Source organism: Brachybacterium horti, from assembly GCF_054777615.1.
Genome location: NZ_BAAHAM010000004.1, coordinates 256479 through 275634, shown reverse-complemented (window position 1 = coordinate 275634; position 19156 = coordinate 256479). Strand labels below are relative to the sequence as shown.

At 71.9% G+C, this 19156-nt stretch carries 16 protein-coding genes; 7 read left to right on the top strand and 9 right to left on the bottom strand.

The features are described from left to right. Positions 1-16 precede the first annotated feature (16 nt). A complete protein-coding gene (locus tag ACYVAP_RS14140; RefSeq protein ID WP_498861155.1) occupies positions 17-859 on the top strand; it encodes a serine hydrolase in 843 nt (280 codons plus the stop codon). Between the two features lie 63 nt (positions 860-922). On the opposite strand, the gene ACYVAP_RS14135 is transcribed toward ACYVAP_RS14140, so the two are convergent. From ACYVAP_RS14135 to ACYVAP_RS14100, 8 genes are all read right to left on the bottom strand, one after another. Then, a complete protein-coding gene (locus tag ACYVAP_RS14135; protein WP_498861154.1) occupies positions 923-2071 on the bottom strand; it encodes a C40 family peptidase in 1149 nt (382 codons plus the stop codon). Between the two features lie 88 nt (positions 2072-2159). After that, a complete protein-coding gene (locus tag ACYVAP_RS14130) occupies positions 2160-3293 on the bottom strand; it encodes a dipeptide epimerase (protein ID WP_498861153.1) in 1134 nt (377 codons plus the stop codon). Further along, positions 3290-4441: a DUF819 family protein gene (locus ACYVAP_RS14125; protein WP_498861152.1), complete on the bottom strand. Its 1152-nt coding sequence runs from the start codon at positions 4439-4441 to the stop codon at positions 3290-3292. Before ACYVAP_RS14125 ends, ACYVAP_RS14130 begins: the two co-directional genes overlap by 4 nt. Positions 4442-4595: 154 nt before the next feature. Continuing rightward, positions 4596-4916 (bottom strand): DUF3870 domain-containing protein, encoded by a 321-nt coding sequence (locus ACYVAP_RS14120; protein WP_462589598.1) that lies wholly within the window; start codon positions 4914-4916, stop codon positions 4596-4598. Between the two features lie 268 nt (positions 4917-5184). Further along, entirely contained in the window at positions 5185-5649 is a 465-nt protein-coding gene (locus ACYVAP_RS14115) for a GNAT family N-acetyltransferase (RefSeq protein ID WP_343903598.1), read from the bottom strand. A gap of 65 nt (positions 5650-5714) precedes the next feature. Next, a complete protein-coding gene (locus tag ACYVAP_RS14110; RefSeq protein WP_498861151.1) occupies positions 5715-7211 on the bottom strand; it encodes an NAD-dependent succinate-semialdehyde dehydrogenase in 1497 nt (498 codons plus the stop codon). 171 nt (positions 7212-7382) lie between these two features. Continuing rightward, positions 7383-7736, bottom strand: a complete 354-nt coding sequence (locus ACYVAP_RS14105; RefSeq protein WP_498861150.1) for a hypothetical protein — start codon at positions 7734-7736, stop codon at positions 7383-7385. 23 nt (positions 7737-7759) lie between these two features. Continuing rightward, complete coding sequence (locus ACYVAP_RS14100; RefSeq protein ID WP_498861149.1) at positions 7760-9457, bottom strand: sodium:solute symporter family protein; 1698 nt, start codon at positions 9455-9457, stop codon at positions 7760-7762. 361 nt (positions 9458-9818) lie between these two features. Here ACYVAP_RS14100 and ACYVAP_RS14095 point away from each other — a divergent pair, with 361 nt between their 5' ends. From ACYVAP_RS14095 to ACYVAP_RS14085, 3 genes are all read left to right on the top strand, one after another. Then, complete coding sequence (locus ACYVAP_RS14095) at positions 9819-12026, top strand: carbon starvation CstA family protein (RefSeq protein ID WP_498861391.1); 2208 nt, start codon at positions 9819-9821, stop codon at positions 12024-12026. Then, the gene (locus ACYVAP_RS14090) at positions 12026-12298 is read left to right on the top strand and encodes a YbdD/YjiX family protein (protein WP_498861148.1); all 273 of its coding nucleotides are present in this window, start codon (positions 12026-12028) and stop codon (positions 12296-12298) included. The genes ACYVAP_RS14095 and ACYVAP_RS14090 overlap by 1 nt, the downstream gene beginning before the upstream one ends. A 520-nt stretch (positions 12299-12818) precedes the next feature. Then, positions 12819-14069, top strand: a complete 1251-nt coding sequence (locus tag ACYVAP_RS14085; RefSeq protein WP_498861147.1) for a hypothetical protein — start codon at positions 12819-12821, stop codon at positions 14067-14069. 71 nt (positions 14070-14140) lie between these two features. Here the strand turns inward: ACYVAP_RS14085 and ACYVAP_RS14080 are convergent, their stop codons facing one another. Further along, a complete protein-coding gene (locus ACYVAP_RS14080; protein ID WP_498861146.1) occupies positions 14141-15769 on the bottom strand; it encodes a S10 family peptidase in 1629 nt (542 codons plus the stop codon). Positions 15770-15968: 199 nt separating this feature from the next. Here ACYVAP_RS14080 and ACYVAP_RS14075 point away from each other — a divergent pair, with 199 nt between their 5' ends. The 3 genes from ACYVAP_RS14075 to ACYVAP_RS14065 are packed head-to-tail and all read left to right on the top strand — an operon-like array spanning position 15969 to position 19113. After that, the gene (locus ACYVAP_RS14075; protein ID WP_498861145.1) at positions 15969-17303 is read left to right on the top strand and encodes an ABC transporter substrate-binding protein; all 1335 of its coding nucleotides are present in this window, start codon (positions 15969-15971) and stop codon (positions 17301-17303) included. Then, on the top strand, positions 17300-18184 hold the full coding sequence (locus tag ACYVAP_RS14070) for a carbohydrate ABC transporter permease (RefSeq protein ID WP_498861144.1): 885 nt from the start codon (positions 17300-17302) through the stop codon (positions 18182-18184). Before ACYVAP_RS14075 ends, ACYVAP_RS14070 begins: the two co-directional genes overlap by 4 nt. Next, the gene (locus ACYVAP_RS14065; RefSeq protein WP_498861143.1) at positions 18181-19113 is read left to right on the top strand and encodes a carbohydrate ABC transporter permease; all 933 of its coding nucleotides are present in this window, start codon (positions 18181-18183) and stop codon (positions 19111-19113) included. The genes ACYVAP_RS14070 and ACYVAP_RS14065 overlap by 4 nt, the downstream gene beginning before the upstream one ends. The last annotated feature ends 43 nt before the right edge of the window (positions 19114-19156 follow it).

Here is a 19156-nt window from a genome sequence, read left to right as displayed (position 1 = left end):
GCCGTAGGGTCGAGGCATGAGCGCCGAGCCCCTGCCCACCGCCGCCGCGAGCACCGAGGAGCATGTGGCCGTGTGCCTGCTGGACGGGGCGGGCCGTGTGCTGCACGAGCAGGACGCGGATCGTCCCTTCTACGCGGCGAGCACGATCAAGCTGCACGTCCTGCTCGCCGCGCTGCAGGCGGCGCAGGGCGGCGCACTCGACCTCGACGCCGAGGTCCCCGCGACGCGCAGTTTCGTCGGCGCCGACGGCCGCCCCTTCACCCTGGGCGGCGACCACCTCGACCCCACGCACCCGGCCGAGGGGGCGCCGATCGCGGTGCGCGAGCTGCTCGTGCGGATGATCGACCGCTCGAGCAACGAGGCGACGGACCACACCGTGGCCCTGCTCGGCGGCGGCGTCGGCGCACCCCCGGAACAGGGCCTCGCCGCGGTCGCCGGCACCATCGCTCGCCTGGGCCTCACGGCGACCCTCGTGGAGCGGCTCATCGGGGACGCATCCGCGATCACGGCGGGCGCCACGAACGAGACCTCCGCCCGGGACCTCGCCCGCACCGTGCACGCCCTCGCCGGGGACCCCGACCTGCTCGGGGACGCCGCGCGCACGCTCGCTCTCGACGCCCTGCGCGCCCAGCGGATCCGCGTGATCACCACCGTGCTGCGGGACGGCGTGGACGCCGGCTCGAAGACCGGATGGGTGGAGGGCTACCGCCACGACGTCGCCGTGATCGGCGAGGCGGGCTCGCCCGAGCGGCGCGTGCTCGCCGTGCTCACCGCCGGGCTGCCGCAGGACGAGGCCGATGCACGGATCGTCGCGGCGGCGCGGGAGCTGCTGCCGCCCGCCGTGCTCGCGCCGGCCTGAACGGCGACGGGGCCCGCGGACGGTCGATGACCGGCCGCGGGCCCCGTGCGTCCCTGCCCCGGGTCAGCCGGCGAGCGGGACGCGTCGCGCGCCCGCGTACTCGCCGTCCGTGTCGTACTCCTCGAGGGACATGATCTCGACGCTGCGGGACGCGTTCGGCGCCTGCATGATCATCCCGTCGCCCACGTACATGGCGACGTGGCGGATCGAGGTCGCCCCCGGCTCCGTCAGGAAGAAGACCAGGTCACCGCGCTGAAGATCCTCGCGGGCGACCTCCTCGAGGCCCGAGTCCTTCATCTGCGGGCCGGCATCGCGGTTCAGGGTGATGCCGTGGTGGTGGAAGAGCGTGTACGTGAACCCGGAGCAGTCGAAGCCCCACGCGCTCACGCCCGCCCACAGGTAGCGCAGGCCCAGGAACCGCTCACCGGTCGCGATGACCTCGTCGGCCGTGGGCAGCGGCGGCGTCTCGCCCGGCTCACGGACCACGACGTCGGCCGCGGGGAGGTAGGCGGGCTCGCCGCCGGGGACGGCGACCTGCACGGCCTTCGCGGTGCGCCTCAGCACCGGCAGGACCGTGTCGAAGGAGACGGGGATCCCCGGGTGGTTGCCCGACGGGGTGCCGGTGAGGCGGCTGGTCAGCGCGGTCACGGTCGCCGTCGGCGCGGTCGCCGCCCGCTCGAGGAAACCGTCATCGGAGACGAGCTGCGCGAGCGGCACCCAGCCGGGGTAGCCGCGCTCGTCGCGCGGGGTGGGCTGCGCGCTGACGACCACGTGCGCCCAGTCGCCGTCGACCTCGTCGACGATCACGCGGCTGCCGAGCACCGCCTGGGACTCGAGCTCGCCGGTGAGCCAGCGCCGCGTCTCCGTGTCCTGCATGTTCGCGTTCCACGCGTCGAGATCCACGGGGTTCGTGAGCGACGGGTCGTCGATGCCGGGCCGGTTCGTGCGCGGCTCGACCCAGAGCGTGGTCGCGGAGACCGCGACGACGGCCTCCTCCCCGGCGCGGGGAGCGCGGGTGGGGGCGGCCGACGGGCCTGCGACGGCCGACGGGGCCGCGAGGGCGCTCGAGGCACCGGCGGCGGTCGCGAGGCCGGCCGCGCCGAGGCCCGCGGCGCCGAGCGCGGCGGCGCGCAGACCGGCACGGCGGGAGAAGCCGGCGTCGGCGCCGGTCAGGGGACGGATGCTGCGGGGAGTGCTGTCGTTCCGGGACATGAGAGGTCCTTCCGGTGGGGCCGCGGCGGGGGTCCGCCGCGACGGGGATCGGGATGAGGTCCGGGTTCCAGGTCCTGCGGGGAGGAGGTCAGTGCTCACCCCTGTCAGGATCGCTCGACGGGTCCAGGAGGTCGAGGCCCAGCCCGGGGCCGCCCAGCAGGCGGAGACGAGCACCGTCCTGGACGTAGCCGCCCGCGGGCAGGGGCGAGGCGAACCAGGCGGGCGGGTCGAGGTCGATGAGCGTGATCGCCGGATGCGCGACGGCGAGGTGCGCGGCCGCTGTGATCGAGATCCGCGGCTCCATCATCGCGCCGATCATGCAGGTCAGGCCCGCTTCCTGGGCGACGTCGGCGATGGCGAGCGCCTCCCGGACCCCGCCCGTCTTCGCGAGCTTGATGTTGAGGAGGTCCGCGGCGCCCGCGTCGACGAGACGGCGCGCGTCGGCCGCGGTCCACACGGCCTCGTCGGCCATGATCGGCAGACCCACCGCGGCCCGCACCCGGGCGAGGCCGTCGACGTCGGCGGCCGGGACCGGCTGCTCGACGAGGTCGATCGGCAGGGCGTCCGCCTCGAGCCCGGTGAGGATGCGGATCGCCTCCTCGGGGCTCCAGCCCTGGTTCGCGTCCAGGCGCAGGCGCACCCCGGGAGCCGCCTCGAGGACCGCGTCGAGCCGCCGACGGTCCTCCTCCGGGTCGCGGCCCAGCTTGATCTTGAGGATCTGCTCGCCGCTGTCCACGGCCTCGCGGGCGCGCCGCGCCATGACCTCCGGCTCCTCGAGGGAGACGGTCATGTCGTTGAGCAGCTCGCCCCCCGTGGAGCCGCCCAGCAGCTTTACGAGCGGGACCTCGGCGGCACGGGCGGCCGCGTCGTGCAGGGCGACGTCGAGCGCGGCCTTCGCGCTCGTGGCCCCGGGGAGGGCGCCGGCGATCCGCGCGGCGAGCTCCGGCAGGGTGCCGCGGGCCCCGGTGAGGGCTGCGCCGAGCGGGCCCGTGAGCGCCTCGTGGATCGTGGCGGCGGACTCGCCCGTGACCGCGACGGTCTCCGCCGCGGAGCCCTGGCCGACGACGCCGCCGTCGAGCTCCACCTCCGCGACGACGAAGGCGACCGAGTCGGTGCGGCGGGCGGCGGTGACGAAGGGGCGCAGCAGCGGGGAGCGGTGGCGGTGCGCGCGCACCGCCACCACGTGCAGGGGAGCGGCGGGGGAGCGGTCGTCGATGCTCACAGCGCGGACATCACCTGCGCCGCGATGAGCCCCACGAAGGTGCCGATGAACGAGCCGATCAGCGCGAACAGCACGCCCACGGGCACCAGCTGCCGGTTGAAGGCGCTCGCCACGACCGGCGCGGAGGCGATGCCGCCGATGTTCGCCGTCGAGGCGACGGCGAGGGAGAACAGCTCGACCTTCGCGATCTTCGCGTAGGCCAGCATGATCACGATGTGCACGACGAGCACGAGGGCGCCCATGAGGAGGTACAGCGGCGCCTCGGTGATCGCGGAGAAGTCCGAGCCCGAGGCGATCTGGCCGATCACCACGAACAGCATGAGGCTCGCGATCTCGCTCGCGCCGGCCGTGGTGCCGAGCGGGGTGAGCGCCACGACGAGGCCCAGCACGGAGACGATGAGGATCGACCAGGTGGTGCCGTTGACGACCGCACCGAACTCCGGCAGCAGGCCGCCGATCCAGATCGAGAGCGTCGAGACGAAGATGGCGCCGAAGGCGACGATCGCGAGGGAGGTGCCGGTGATCGGCTTCTTCTCCTCCTCCGCGGCGCCCGCGTGCACGTCGAGGTAGGCGGTGTTCGCCTTCGTCCAGCGGTTGAAGCGCGGCGAGATCGCGACCGAGGCGAACATGAGCATGAGCCACACCGAGTACATGATCGTGTCGGTGATCAGGGCGTAGCCGAAGATGTTCTCGGGCGCCTGCAGGATGTCCTGCACGGCGACCATGTTGGCGCTGCCGCCGGTCCAGGAGGCCAGCAGCGCGCCGAGCACCTTCCACGCCTCGGGGTGCAGCGCGCCCTGGAACAGGGCGTACACGAGCACCATGCCGATGAACAGGGACGCGGAGGCGACGAACATCGTCAGCAGGAGCTTGGGGCCCAGCTTGATGATCTTGCGCAGGTCGCAGCCGAAGAGGAACAGGAAGATCATCGCCGGCAGCAGGACGTTCTTGACCTCGGTGATGGGGGCGCGGGTCGCCTCGTCCTGACCGAACACGCCGATCGAATTGAGGGTCGCGCACAGCAGGTACATCAGCACCATGCCGGGGACGTACTTGAACAGCTTCCAGCCGGTGGTGCGTTCCAGGACGATGAGCACGCACGACAGTCCGAGCAGGACGCCGAGCATGAGCAGGCCGTCGGTGATCACGGGGACTCCTCAGAGGGGGAAGGGCTCCGACCGGTTCCGGGGACAAAAAAATCGGAAGCATCGCTCAGGGCGCCGCGAGGGCGCGCTGCGGATGCTTCCGACGGGTTCCGGTTCGGTGAGGTCCCGGGCGGACGGAGCGGATATGCGGTTGTGGTCAGGCGGAGGAGCCGGCCGCCAAGTCGCGGTACTTCGCTGCTGCGCTGCGCACGGAGGCGGCGAGCGCCCGCTGCGAGGAGCCGTGGTACCTGTCGGTGATGGTTCCCACCAGGGCGTCGTCGTCGAGGAGGGAGCGCCCCACCAGGAGCTCCCGCACGAACTCGATCGTCAGCGGGAGGGTGGCGGAGCAGTCCGCAGCTCGTATGACGTGGGTCTCAGTATCGACGACGAGGCCCACGAAGAACAAACCCCACTGCGTCGTGATCGGATTGTTGCTCGGCGCCTTGGCCTCGCCGGTCAGATAGATCGTGGTCCCCATCCCGCGAGTCTATGCAGGTCGGGAGCCGAGCGCTCGGTGTCGGCGCGCCTGCGGATCACCGGGTCGCCCGGGGTCGGCAGGTGTGTGGTCGTGGCGCTCCAGGCGTGGTCGATTTTTGAGCCATAGCCCTGGCCCCGGGCCCTTGGCTCATTTTCAAGCCATCTCTGGAGCGTCCCGGCACAGGCACAGGCACAGGCACGGGCACGGGCACGGGCACCGGCACCGGCACCGGCACCGATGCTCGACCGTGCCCGGGGGTCCTGGCACGTCAACCGGCGCGGATCGCGCCGGCGGGGCGCTCCAGCAGGACGGTGCGGAAGGTCGGGAAGTCCTTCGCGCCCACCTCGGTGAAGCCGAGCGGCAGGTAGTAGGGGAGGAGATGCGGCGCGCAGTCCAGGCGCAGCAGTCGTCGGGACCGACGCTCGGCCTCCGCCTCGGCGAGGTCGAGCACCAGTGCGCCCAGGCCGCGGCCGGAGGCGGCCGGATCGGTCATGAGCCCGTGCGCGTAGAGCGCGGGGTCCGCGGCGCGCTCGTGCTCGCCCCAGAACAGCGGGTCCGCGTCGACCAGGCGCACCGCGGCCTCGAACGCGCCGGGCCCCGTCGGCCCACCGGCGTCGAGGGCGTGCCACTCGGCGCGGCCCACCTCGGCATGGATCGTGGCGTCGTCGAGCGAGCCGACCGCCCACTGCACCACGCCCCGACGCTCCATCCACCGCTCCCGTGCACGACGCATCGCGGCGAGGCGAGGCACGTCGGCGGGGGAGCAGCGGCGGAGCCTGACGGGCGCGTCCGCCGGCGTCACAGGGGCAGGCGCACGTAGGTCTTCTCGAGGTACTCGTCGAGCCCCTCGTGGGAGCCCTCGCGGCCCAGCCCCGACTCCTTCACCCCGCCGAAGGGGGCGGCGGCATCGGAGGCGACGCCGAGGTTCACGGCGACCATGCCGGACTCGATGCGGCCCGCGACCGAGGTGACCTCGGCGAGGTCGGAGCCGGCGACGTAGCTCATGAGCCCGAACTCGGTGCGGTTCGCGGCACGGACCATCTCGTCGACGTCGTCCATCACGGTGATCGGGGCGACCGGACCGAAGATCTCCTCGCGGTGCACGCGCGCCTCGAGCGGGACGTCCGCGAGGACGGTCGGCAGATAGTAGTAGCCGCCCTCGCAGCCCTCCGGCAGCTCCTCCGGGGTGGGGCGTCGGCCGCCCGCGAGGACCTTCGCGCCGCGGTCCACGGCGTCGGCGACGAGCTCCTCGATCTTCTCGAGCGCCTTCTCCTCGATCATCGGGCCCATCGTCGTGCCCTCCGCGATCCCCGGCCCCACCTGCAGGGCCTTCGTCCGCTCGGCGAGGCCCGCGGTGAACTCCTCCGCCACCGAGGCGTGCACGTAGAAGCGGTTCGCGGCCGTGCAGGCCTCGCCGTTGTTGCGGAACTTCGCGGGCACAGCCGCCTCGAGCGCCGCCGCGGGATCCGCGGAGGGCAGCACGAGGAAGGGGGCGTTCCCACCCAGCTCCATCGACGCCTTCAGCACGTGCTCCGCCGCCTGGCCCAGCAGGGTGCGGCCCACGCCCGTGGAGCCCGTGAAGGAGACCTTGCGCAGGCGCGGATCCGCCATGAGCGTGCTCGAGAGGCCCGTCGAGTCCGAGGTGACCACGGCGTTCACGACACCGCGGGGCACGCCGGCGTCGGCGAGGATCTGGATCAGCGCAAGGCTCGTGAGCGGTGTGAGCGAGGCGGGCTTGAGCACGACGGTGCACCCGGCCGCGAGGGCCGGGGCGATCTTGCGGGTGCCCATCGAGAGCGGGAAGTTCCACGGCGTGATCGCGAGGACGGGGCCGACGGGCCGGACGGTCGTGAGGATCGCGTGGTCCGCGGCGGGCGCCCGGCGGAACTCACCGCCCGCTCGCACGGCCTCCTCCGCGAACCAGCGCAGGAACTCCGCCCCGTAGACGACCTCGCCGCGGGCCTCCGCGAGCGGCTTGCCCATCTCGAGGGTCATGAGCAGGGCGAGGTCCTCCGCCCGCTCGTGGCACAGCGTGTAGGCGCGCTGCAGGATCTCGGCGCGCTCGCGGGACGTGGTCGCGGCCCACTCCTCCTGGGCGGCGGCCGCGGCGTCGAGGGCGCGCAGGCCCACCGTGGGGGCGTCGGCGTCGACGACCTGGGTGAGGGGGCGGCCGGTCGCGGGGTCGATGACGTCCAGCGCGGGCGTGCCGCCCAGGAACGCGCCGTCCACGAAGGAGCTGCGCGGCGTGCGCTCGAGGAGCTCGGCGATGCGGGCGGGGCTGACGGCGGTGGTCACGGTGCTCTCCTCCGGGACGGGATCGGGCGGACGCCTCCATCCTGCACCCGCGACGGCCCGCGCGGTGGACCGTGGGGAAGGCCCGCACCGGGCCCGACGAGCGCGGCCCCGCTCCCGGAGAGGGGAGCGGGGCCGCGCGGCGGTGGGACGGGTGTCGCGGTGGGGCGAGCGTCAGAGGGCCGCGATGTCCTTCTTGTCCTCGGCGCCCGGCTCGTTCTCCCGGACCACGATCCGGATCGGCTCGAGCTTCGCCCACAGCAGGAAGGCGGCGCCGACGACGGCCATGCCGATCCCGGCCCAGAGGTTGGCGTTCATGCCGTCGGTCTTCGCGGACTCCGCGGGATCGAAGGCGAACAGCCCCATGAGCACCAGCACCACACCGAAGATGCCCACGAGGGAGCCGATGAAGTTGCGGATGTCGAAGGCGCCGGCGGTCTGGACCGTCGCGTCGCCGGGGACGTCGGCCGTCGAGCCGTCGGCCGCGGCGGCGTCGGCCGCGGGGCTCGTGTCCTTGTGCGAGTTCATGTCAGGTTCTCCTTGGTCCGCGGTCACGCGAAGACGACGTTGAGGGCGATGACGAGCACCAGGGCGATCCCGGCCATCGGCACCGGACGGCGGAAGAACGGCAGCGCCTTCTCGTCCGGGTCCACGAGGTCGGCGCGCGGGGTCTCGGAGTAGACGAGGCCCTTGAGCTCGTGCGCCGGCTTCGGCGTCGTGAACTGGGTGACGATCACCGAGACCACGATGTCCACCACGAAGGCGGTCGCCGCGGAGAGGAACGCGAGGCCCTGGCCGGGCAGCGTGAAGACCTCGAAGAAGGTCGAGCTCGACCACAGCACGATCGCGGAGAGCGTGCCCGCCACGAGGCCCGCCCAACCGGCCGTCGGCGTCATCCGCTTCCAGAACATGCCGAGGATGAACGTCGCGAAGAGCGGCGCGTTGAAGAACCCGAAGAGGGTCTGCAGGTAGTCCATGAGGTTCGAGAACTGCCCGGCGATGAGCGCCGTGAAGATCGCGACGATGCAGGCCACCAGCGTCGCGACACGGCCCACCTTGATGTAGTGGGCGTCCGGCGCGTCCTTCTTCACGTACTGCTGGTAGAGGTCGTAGCTGACCACCGTGTTGAACGCCGAGATGTTCGCGGCCATGCCGGCCATGAACGCGGCGAGCAGGCCCGCGATCGCGACGCCCAGCAGACCGTTGGGGAGCACGTCCCGCATGAGCAGCAGGAGCGCGTCGTTGTAGGTGACGCCCGTGGCGGCGGCGCCCGCGGCGTCCTTCGCGTAGTCCATCTGCTTGAACTGCGCGAGGTCCGTGACCAGCACGCCGGCGATCATGCCCGGGATGATGACGATGAAGGGGATGAACATCTTCGGGAACGCGCCGAGGATCGGCGTCATCCGCGCGGCGGTGATCGACTTGCTGGCCATCGCGCGCTGGACCTCGACGAAGTTCGTCGTCCAGTACCCGAAGGAGAGCACGAAGCCCAGGCCGAACACGATGCCGACGACCGAGAGGATCGGACTGTCGAAGCCGGAGAGCTGCTCGCCCGGCCAGGTGTGCAGCTCCGAGGAGCCGAGCATGCCATTGCCGGCGACCTTCTCCGTCAGGCCCTTCCAGCCGCCCACGCGGTGCAGGCCGATCAGGGTCAGCGGCAGCAGCGCCGCGACGATCACGAAGAACTGCAGCACCTCGTTGTAGATCGCGGCGGAGAGCCCGCCGACGGTGATGTAGAAGAGCACGAAGGCCGCGGCGAGGATGAGCCCCACCCACATCGGCCAGCCCAGCAGGCGGTTCACGATCGTCGCGAGCAGCGACAGGTTCACGCCCGCGATGAGCAGCTGCGCCACGGCGAAGCTGATCGAGTTCACGAGGTGGGCGCCGGTGCCGAAGCGCATGCGCATGAACTCGGGGACCGAGCGCACCTTGGAGCCGTAGTAGAACGGCATCATCACGACGCCCAGGAACAGCATCGCCGGGATCGCGCCGACCCAGAAGTAGTGCATGGTGGGCAGGCCGTACTGGGCGCCCGTCGCGGACATGCCCATGATCTCCACCGCACCGAGGTTCGCGGAGATGAAGGCGAGGCCGGTGACCCAGGCGGGCAGCGAGCGGCCGGAGAGGAAGAACTCGATGGAGTTGGAGACGCCGCGCTTGGCGAACCATCCCACACCGAGGACGAAGACGAAGTAGAGCGCGATGATCGCGTAATCGATCCACTGCGCGTCCAGGCGGACGTCGACCATGGGGACTGCTTTCGAGGGAAGGAATGGGGGAGTGCCCCGGGCTCGGGACGCGCTGTTGCGTCGGCCGCGGGGCGGCGGTGGGGACCGCCGGGCGGCCACGCTACCACCGTGTTCGCCCACAGGGGAGAGGCGCCGGCGGCGAACGGGAGACACGGACGGGGTCGGGGTGGTAGAGCGGCGTCGGACGACCTGCGCGGGTTAGCCTGTGGGCGGCCGCGATCCCCGGCGGCCGGTCGACGACGACCCCAGGAGGTCCCCCTTGTCCCCCGCTTCCCCCGGCCCCTCCTCGCACGCCGGCCCGCCGCCGGACGCCGCACCCTCCCCGGGCGCCACGGCCACCGCCACCCCGCCGCCCGCCGCCGTGGACCCCGCCGCGCGCCGCGAGGAGCGCCGCTGGACCCCGCCGAAGATCGCCCTGTGGGTCGCCATCTCCCTCGCCGGCGCACTCGGCTGGCTCATGCTCGCCCTCGCCCGCGGCGAGGCCGTCAACGCCATCTGGTTCGTCTTCGCCGCCGTCGCCACCTACCTCGTGGCCTACCGCTTCTATGCGAAGTTCATCCAGGACAAGCTCGTGCGGCCCGACGACACCCGCGCCACACCCGCCGAGACCTCGTACGACGGCAAGGACTACGTCCCCACCGACCGCCGGATCCTCTTCGGCCACCACTTCGCCGCGATCGCCGGCGCCGGCCCCCTCGTGGGACCCGTGCTCGCCGCCCAGATGGGCTACCTCCCCGGCACCATCTGGATCATCGTCGGCGTCATCCTTGCGGGCGCCGTCCAGGACTTCCTCGTCCTCGTCATCTCCATGCGCCGCCACGGACGCTCGCTGGGCCAGATGGCCCGGGACGAGCTGGGGATCGTCGGCGGCATCGCCGCGTTCATCGCGACCCTCACGATCATGCTGATCATCGTCGCGATCCTCGCGATGGTGGTCGTGAACTCCCTGGGCGAGAGCGCCTGGGGCGTCTACTCCGTGGGCCTCACCATCCCGATCGCCGTGTTCATGGGCATCTACCTGCGCTACCTCCGGCCCGGCAAGGTCTTCGAGGTCTCCATGATCGGCGTCGTGCTGCTGCTCGCCGCGATCGTCTCCGGCCGCTGGGTCGCCGAGAGCGACTGGGGCCAGGCCATCTTCCACCTGGACCGCCCGGTGCTCGCCGCGGCGATCATCGTCTACGGCTTCCTCGCCGCCGTGCTGCCCGTGTGGGTGCTGCTCGCGCCCCGCGACTACCTCTCCACCTTCATGAAGATCGGCACGATCGTCATGCTCGCCGCGGCGATCGTCCTGGTGCGCCCGCAGATCGACACCCCCGCGATCTCCGAGTTCGCCTCCCGCACTGACGGCCCCGTCTTCACCGGCGCCCTGTTCCCCTTCCTCTTCGTCACCATCGCCTGCGGCGCCCTCTCCGGCTTCCACGCGATGATCGCCTCCGGCACCACCCCGAAGCTCGTGGAGAAGGAGTCGCAGACCCGGATGATCGGGTACGGCGGCATGCTCATGGAGTCCTTCGTCGCGATCATGGCGCTCGTCGCCGCCGTCTCCATCGACCGCGGCATCTACTTCGCGATGAACTCCTCCGCGGCCGCGACCGGCGGCACCGTCGAGGGCGCCGCCCAGTTCGTCAACTCCCTGGGCCTCATGGGCGTGAACCTCGACCCCGCGACCCTCGAGGAGACCGCGAAGCAGGTGGGGGAGGAGTCGATCGTCTCCCGCACCGGCGGCGCCCCCACCCTCGCCGTGGGCCTCGCCGGGATCATGCACCGCCTGATCGGCGGCCCCGGCATGATGGCGTTCTGGTACCACTTCGCCATCATGTTCGAGGCGCTGTTCATCCTCACCAGCGTCGACGCCGGCACCCGCGTCGCCCGCTTCATGCTCTCCGACGCCCTGGGCGGCATCAACAAGCGCTTCCGCGACCACTCGTGGCGGCTCGGCGCCTGGCTCACCACGGCGATCATGGTCGCCGGCTGGGGATCGATCCTGATGATGGGTGTGCTCGACCCGCTGGGCGGCATCAACACGCTGTTCCCGCTGTTCGGCATCGCCAACCAGCTGCTCGCCGCGATCGCCCTGTCGATCTGCCTCGTCGTCTTCGCCCGCAAGGGCCGGCGCCGCTCCCTGCTCGTGATCGCCGTGCCGCTGCTGTTCACCGCGGTCGTCACGATCACCGGCTCGTTCCAGAAGATCTTCTCCGCCGATCCGAAGGTCGGCTACTGGGCGAACCACATGGCCTACCGCGACGCCCTCGCAGCCGGGAAGACCGAGCTGGGCCTCGCCAAGACGGCCGAGGACATGCAGGCCGTCGTCTTCAACACCGCCGTGCAGGGCTCCCTCTCGATCCTGTTCGTGGTGTGCACGATCATCGTGCTGATCGTGTCCCTGTGGCGCACCCTCCAGGCCCTGCGCGGAGTGAACCTGCTGGACACGGAGGCGCCGTACGTGGAGTCCGAGTACTTCGCCCCCTCCGGCATGGTGCCGACGCCCGCGGAGAAGGAGCTCGGCGGGCAGTGGAAGGCGTACCTCGCCGAGCACCCGGAGAAGGACCTCGCCGGCGGAGGCCACTGATGAGCGGGGCCGGGGGCGCGGCGGGAGCCGGGTCGACCGTGCCGGGCGCACCCGGGCCGACGGATGCCGCCCCGTCCCGGGGCGCCGGGCTGGTCGCGGCGCTGCGGGAGGTCCGACGGTTCGCCCGCGGGGTCCTCGGCTCCGACGCCTACGACCGATACCTCCACCACCACCGCATCACCGGCTGCACCCACCCGCCGCTCTCCGAGCGCGCGTTCTGGCGCGCGAAGTACGCCGAGCAGGACGCGAACCCCGGCGCCCGCTGCTGCTGAGCGGCGCGGCGTGGGGCCGGGCCGCAGCCGGTGGGCGGCGGGGCGCGGCGGGGCCGCTGAAGGCACGGGACGTCATCGCGCAGGTCCCCGCCCTGAGGGGCACCTCTGCGCGAGGACGTCCCGTGGCCTCTGAGGCGGCCGGGGCTCTCGGCTTACGGGACCTCTTCGTACGGGTCCCCGCCCTGAGGGGCCGACCCGTACGAAGAGGTCCCGTTGTCGGTGGGGTGGCCGGGCGCAGCGAGTGGGTCGGCCCGGTCGGCGCCCCCTCCGGCCCCTGTGCCGCCCCTTGAGTCGGACCGTCGTGGACGGGTCGACGGGTGCCGATGCGGAGGCGCCGCGGAGGTGCCGTGCGTGGGAGGTGGAGCGCTCGTGCGGAGCCGGCGCGGACCGTGTGGACGTTCCGCCTGTGACGGTGCTCGTCGTCTGCATCGGCGCAGGTCAAGGAGCTGATCGTGAGGCTTTCAGGGTTCTCTGAGGAAGGCTCTGGGGAACGCTGACGGAAGCGTTCCACGGTGGTGCCATGTCCTCTTCCGTGCATCACCAGACGTCGCCCGCCGCGAGTTCCGAGTCCGCCCGGCCGCCCGCCGTGGTGGTCGTCGGGCAAGGGGACGCGGCACGGGCCGGGACCGACCACGCCACCGGTGCGTGGCCGAGCGGCCCGCCTCCCGGGAACGGGACGGGCGGGACACCCGCGCCCGACGGCGGCGACGGCAAGGAGCGCGACTCGGCGCTGCGGAGCCTCTCGCCGACGAGCCTGCTCGCGGGCGGTGCTGCCGCGGCCACCGCCTCCGTGATCGGCGGGCACCTCGGCGTGGCCGGCACCGTCATCGGCGCCGCGCTCACCTCCGTGATCTCCGCCGGGGCCGTCGCGATCTACACGGACTTCGTCAAGCGCAGCGCCGCCGCGCTGAAGACCGTCCAGCGGGTGACGACCCTGCGGGGGCGGCGGCGGAAGCGCGGGGCGGATGCACAGGCGGCGGCCGACGGTGGTGCGACCGTCGTGGCGGACGGCACCGAGGACGGGCTCGCCGTGCGCAGCGCCGAGGACGGGCTCGCCGCGCTCGACGCTGACGGTCGCCCCCTCGAGGGTGACGGCCGCGCCGCGGCCCGATCGCCGCGCCGGCGCTGGACGACGATCGCCGCGACCACCCTCGCCATGGGGCTGATCGGTCTCGCCGCCGTCTTCGGCGTGCAGCGGGCGATCGGTGTCGAGCTCTCCCCGGGGACCGGCGAGATCCAGCGCTCGGTGACCGGGAGTGACGCCGTGCAGTCCCGCACGAGCAGCGACGACTCCGGCGGCACGGACGACTCGAGCGGCACCGATGACGACAGCACGACCACCGACGGGACGAGCACCGACGGGACCGGTGAGGACTCCACGAGCACGGACACGTCCACCACGGACGGCACGGGCACCGACGGCTCGGGCTCGGGTTCCTCGACCGACGGCTCGAGCTCGGGCTCCTCGAGCACGGGCGACACCGACACGGACGGCTCGAGCTCGGGCTCCACGAGCACGGACGGTTCCGGTACGGGCGACTCGAGCTCCGACTCCTCGAGCACCGACAGCTCGAGCACGGACAGCGGCTCGAGCTCCGGGGACTCCGGCTCGTCGAGCTCGACCGACAGCGGTTCCAGCCGCTCCGGCTCGAGCAGCAGCGGGTCGAGCTCCTCGAGCGGATCCAGCTCCTCCGGCAGCTCGAGCAGCGGCAGCACCCAGGGTGGGGCGGCGACCGGCTCCGGCAGCAGCTCCGGGACCGCCGCGGGCTGAGCCGGCGCGGCGGCAGGATCCGCCGTCGGCCCGTCGGCCCGTCGGCCCGTCGGCCGGTCGGCCTGCTCAGCTCAGACGCCGTCGGACCGCTCGGACCAGGCGCCGACGGCCCCGCGGACCAGGTCCGCGAGGTGCTCAGAGAGCGCGAGGCGGCTCGGCTCGTGGCAGTACATCATGTGCCCGGCCTCGTAGTACTCGACGCGGATCCGCTGCTCGGCGACCTCGCGCGGGATCTGCAGGTGCGCGAGCACGTGCTCGCTCGCATGGAACGGCGTCGCGGCGTCGTGGTAGCCGTGGGAGACGAGCACCCGGGTGTGCGGGCTGCGGCGCAGCAGTCGGGAGAGGTCCGTCGCGACCTCGACGGAGCGGCCTTCGAAGTCCTGGTAGCTCCACGGGTGCACGCGGCCGGCCATGATCTCGTAGACCACGTCGTCGCGGTAGCCGAGCTCGGTCGCGAGGTACTGGTTCAGCGCGCCCGTGTAGGCCGGGGCGAGCTGGTCGATCGAGGGGTCCGTCTCCATCTGGGCGGCATTGCGGTCCCCGGCGGGGGCGGTGAAGCGACCGTCGATCCGGCCCGTGACCAGGCCCTGGTCCCGCAGCAGCTCGGCGAGGAAGGCCATGTGCTCGACGCGCAGATCCGCCCGCTCCACCCAGTCCGGGTCCACGCCGATCAGCGCGCCGATCCGGGCGGCGGCCTCGGCGACCTGCTCGGGCCCCAGGCGCAGGCCCGCCGCGAGCAGCGCCGGGTACTCCTGCTCCGCGAAGGCCTCCGCCTCGTCGACCACGTCCTGCAGGAGGCGCCCCTCGTGCTTGCCGTGCGCGTGCGCGATCGCGGCGTAGGTGGGCAGGTAGTGCACGAAGGGGCGGTCGTTGCCGGCCGTGAACTCGAGCGTCCCGAAGTCCAGCACTGGGGAGATCAGCGCGATGCCGGCGACCGCGACCCAGTACCGCTCGAGCAGTCGGGCGGCGACCGCGGCGGCGCGCGTGGTCCCGTAGGACTCGCCGGCCAGGTGCACCGGGGAGCTCCAGCGGTCGTGGCGGGTCAGCCAGTCCACGACGAAGGACGCGATGAGGTCGCGGTCCGCGGCGAGCCCGTGGTGGCGATCGTGCTTCGCGCCGGGGACGGGGCGGGAGTAGCCCGTCGTCATCGCGTCGACCATGACGAGGTCCGCGTCGCGCAGCAGCGTCTCGGGGTTGTCGACCAGACCCCAGGGCGGGCCGACGGGAGAGCCGGCGTCCCCGGCGACCACGCGTCGCGGGCCCAGCACGCCCAGATGCAGCCACACGGTGGAGGCGCCCGGGCCGCCGTTGAAGGCGAAGACGACGGGCCGGGCGGCGGCGGGGCCATCGGCGCCGTCGGCCGGCCGGGCGAGGTAGCTGACGGAGAACATCTCGGCATAGGCGCTCGCGCGGCCGTACTCGCCGCCCTCGGGCTCCTCGCGCAGCACGACGGTGCCGGTCACGGCGCGATAGCGGAGAGGGCCGCCGGGGAGGTCGATGCTGTGCTCGGTGGTGACGAGGCGGTCGGCCGGCGTGCGGCGATCGGCGCTCCCTGCCGCGGCCGACGGTTCCGTCGACGGGCCCGCGGAGGCCGATGCGGCTGTGTAGGGCGCAGCGGCGTCGCGGGAGGCGGCGTCGCGAGAGGCGGCGGCGGGGGAGTCGCCCTCGGCGGGGGAGGGGGTGGCGGGCTCGATGTTCACAGGGCTCCTTCGCGCGGGTTGGTGCGGCTCGAGCCTACGACGGACCGTCCCCCCCCCGGGTGCGGCGGCGGGGTTCGTCGGGACCAATTCGTGAACGTTCCCGAAACGTGACCTGGGAACGGTCTCGCGGATACTGCGTCGACACGGATTCGTGAGTAGGGTTGCCCCGACCTCGAGGACGAGGAAGAGAAGGAGAGCGATGAAGCCCCGTCTGACCCGGCGCTCCGCGCTGGTGGGAACAGGAGCGGCCCTGACGGCCGCCCTGGCCGCCTGCGCGCCGCCCAACCCCGGCGACGTCAACGCCGAAGCCACCATCCCTGCGACCGACGGACCCGTCACCATCACCTACTGGGCGTGGCTGAAGGACCTCCAGAAGGTCGCGGACGTCTACAACGCGAGCCAGGACCGCATCCGCGTCGAGACGACGTGGATCCCCGGCGGCAACTCCGGCGGCTACGCGAAGATCCTCTCCGCCGTCTCCGCGGGCGGCGGCCCCGACATCGCCCAGGTCGAGCTGCGCTCGGTGCCCGAGTTCGCGCTCGCCGGCGCCCTCGTGAACCTCTCCCGCTACGGCTTCGACGACAAGCTCTCCGCCTTCGACCCTGGCGCGATCAGCCAGGCCAAGGTCGGCGAGAACGTCTGGGGCGTCCCGCAGGACACCGGCCCCGTCGCGACCTTCTACAACCGTGAGGTCCTCGAGGGCGAGCTGGGCCTGAAGGCGCCCTCCACCTGGGACGAGTTCCGCGAGACCGCGGGCGCCGTCCAGGAGGCCGGGAAGACGCTCATCACGCTCGACCCCTCCGACGGCTCCCATCCCGTCGCCTGGGCCATGCAGTCCGGCGCCGTCTGGTACAAGCCCGAGGGTGACGGCTGGATCGTGAACATGGTCGACGACGCGTCGATGCGCGTCGCCGAGTTCTGGGACGGGATCCTCAAGGACAAGCTTGTCGGCACCGGCTACGGCGCCATGACCGCGCCCTGGTACGCGGCGGCCGGCGACGGCAAGGTCCTCGCCACGATCTCCGGCTCCTGGTCCGACGCCCTCGTCGAGACCGTCCCCGGCGGCTCCGGCAAGTGGGCCGTCGCCCCGATGCCCACCTGGGAGGACGGCTACGCCTCCGGTGCGCACGGCGGCTCCTCCGCCGCGGTGCTCTCGAACTCGAAGCACCCCGCCGAGGCCCTCGAGTTCCTCACCTGGATGTGCACCGACCCCGCCGGGATCGACGCGATGATCAAGTACTCCGGCATCGGCTGGTCGCCCGCGAAGGACTACATCGGCAAGACCCGCCAGGAGCCCTCCGAGTTCTTCTCCGGCCAGAACTACAACGAGGACGTCATCGTCCCCATGGCCGCGGGCCAGAACCTCGAATGGACGTGGGCGCCGCTCATGCAGCGCGCCATGGCGATCATCGGCGACGGCATGACGAACGCTGTCAGCGGCGCGGTGCCGCTCGTGGACATGCTGCCCGCCGCGCAGAAGGAGATCGTGGAGATCATGCAGGGCATGGGCCTGGACGCGGAGGAGGCACGATGAGGTCGAAGACCGCACCCTGGATCCTCATGGCACCGTTCATGGTGCTCTTCATCGGCACCGTCGTGGTGCCGATCATCATGGCCGTCGGCTACAGCTTCACCACGGTGGAGCGCAGCGGACTGCTGGGCGAGGACGGCGTCACCAGCGTCTTCGCCGGCTTCGAGAACTACGCCGCGGCGCTGTCCAACGCGAACTTCATCGCCTCGATCGGGCGCATGATCCTGTTCGGCGTGGTGCAGGTGACCGTCATGATCGTCGCCGCGACCGTGCTCGCGCTGCTGCTGGAGAGCGCGAGCGCGAAGTGGCCGGGCTTCTTCCGCTCGACCTACTTCCTGCCCTACGGCATCCCGGGCGTCATCGCGACGATCCTGTGGTCCTTCCTCTACATCCCGGGCCTCAGCCCCATCGTGGACACCCTCGGGATCATCGGGATCGACGTCGACTTCCTCGCCCCGGGCGTGGTGCTGTGGTCCATCGCGAACATCGTGACCTGGACCTACACGGGCTACAACATGCTCATCATCATCGCGCAGCTGAAGGCGATCCCCGGTGAGCTCTACGAGGCGGCCCACATCGACGGCGCCGGCACGTTCCGGGTGGTCAAGGACATCCAGCTGCCGCTGATCCGCCCGGCCCTCATGCTGACGATCATCTTCTCGATCATCGGCACCCTGCAGCTGTTCGCGGAGCCCCGCCTGCTGCAGACCATGAGTGCGGGCATCACCTCCGAGTACACGCCGAACATGTCGGCCTACGCCTACGCGTTCCAGTACAACGAGATCGGCATGGCGGCCGCGCAGGCCGTGATCATCGCCGTCTCCGCCTTCGTCCTCTCGGCGGTCGCCCTGGGGATCTCGCAGTGGATGGAGAAGCGCCGATGAGCACCACGACCAGCCCCCGTCCCGCGCAGAAGCCGGCCAAGCGCCGCACCCCCGTCGAGGACGGCCGCTCCGGCAGCCGCTCCGCGGGCCGCAGCCCGGCCGTCACGATCATCGTCACGGCGATCCTCGCGATCGCCGCGATCTACTTCCTCGTGCCCGTGTACTGGGTGGTCGTCAACGCCACGAAGTCCACCGATGCCCTCTTCGGCACGAACGGCTTCTGGTTCGGCGGCGGCTTCCAGCTGTTCGAGAACCTCGGCAACGTGCTCACCGCCAACGGCGGGATCTTCCCCCGCTGGGCGCTGAACTCGCTGATCTACTCCGGCCTCGGCTCCGTGCTCGCGACCTACTTCGCGATCGCCGCCGGCTACGCGCTCGCGAAGTACGACTTCCGGGGCAAGAAGCTCGTCTACGCGATGGTGCTGGGCGGTGTGCTCGTGCCCGGCACGGCCACCGCGCTGCCGCTGTTCTTCCTGTTCAGCTCCGTGGGCCTGACCAACTCCTACTGGTCGGTGCTCATCCCCTCGCTCGTGAGCCCCTTCGGACTCTTCCTCTCCTCCATCTACGCGAATGCTGCGGTGCCGGACGAGGTGCTCGAGGCCGGGCGGATCGACGGCGTGGGCGAGATCGCGCTGTTCCACCGGATCGCCCTGCCGCAGCTGGTGCCGGCGATCGTCACCGTGCTGCTCTTCCAGTTCGTGGGCATCTGGAACAACTACTTCCTGCCGCTGGTCATGCTCGCGGACGAGAAGCTGTACCCGATCACCCTGGGCCTGGACAACTGGCGCGCGCAGACGGACCGCCTGCCCGAGTTCTACCAGCTCACCGTGGGCGGCGCGCTGCTCTCGGTGATCCCGCTGGCGATCCTCATCCTGGTGCTGCAGCGCTTCTGGCGCGGCGGCCTCACGGAGGGCTCCGTCAAGGGCTGACGCCCCGACGGGCCCGGCACGGCCCCTGCCCTGCGACTCCCAC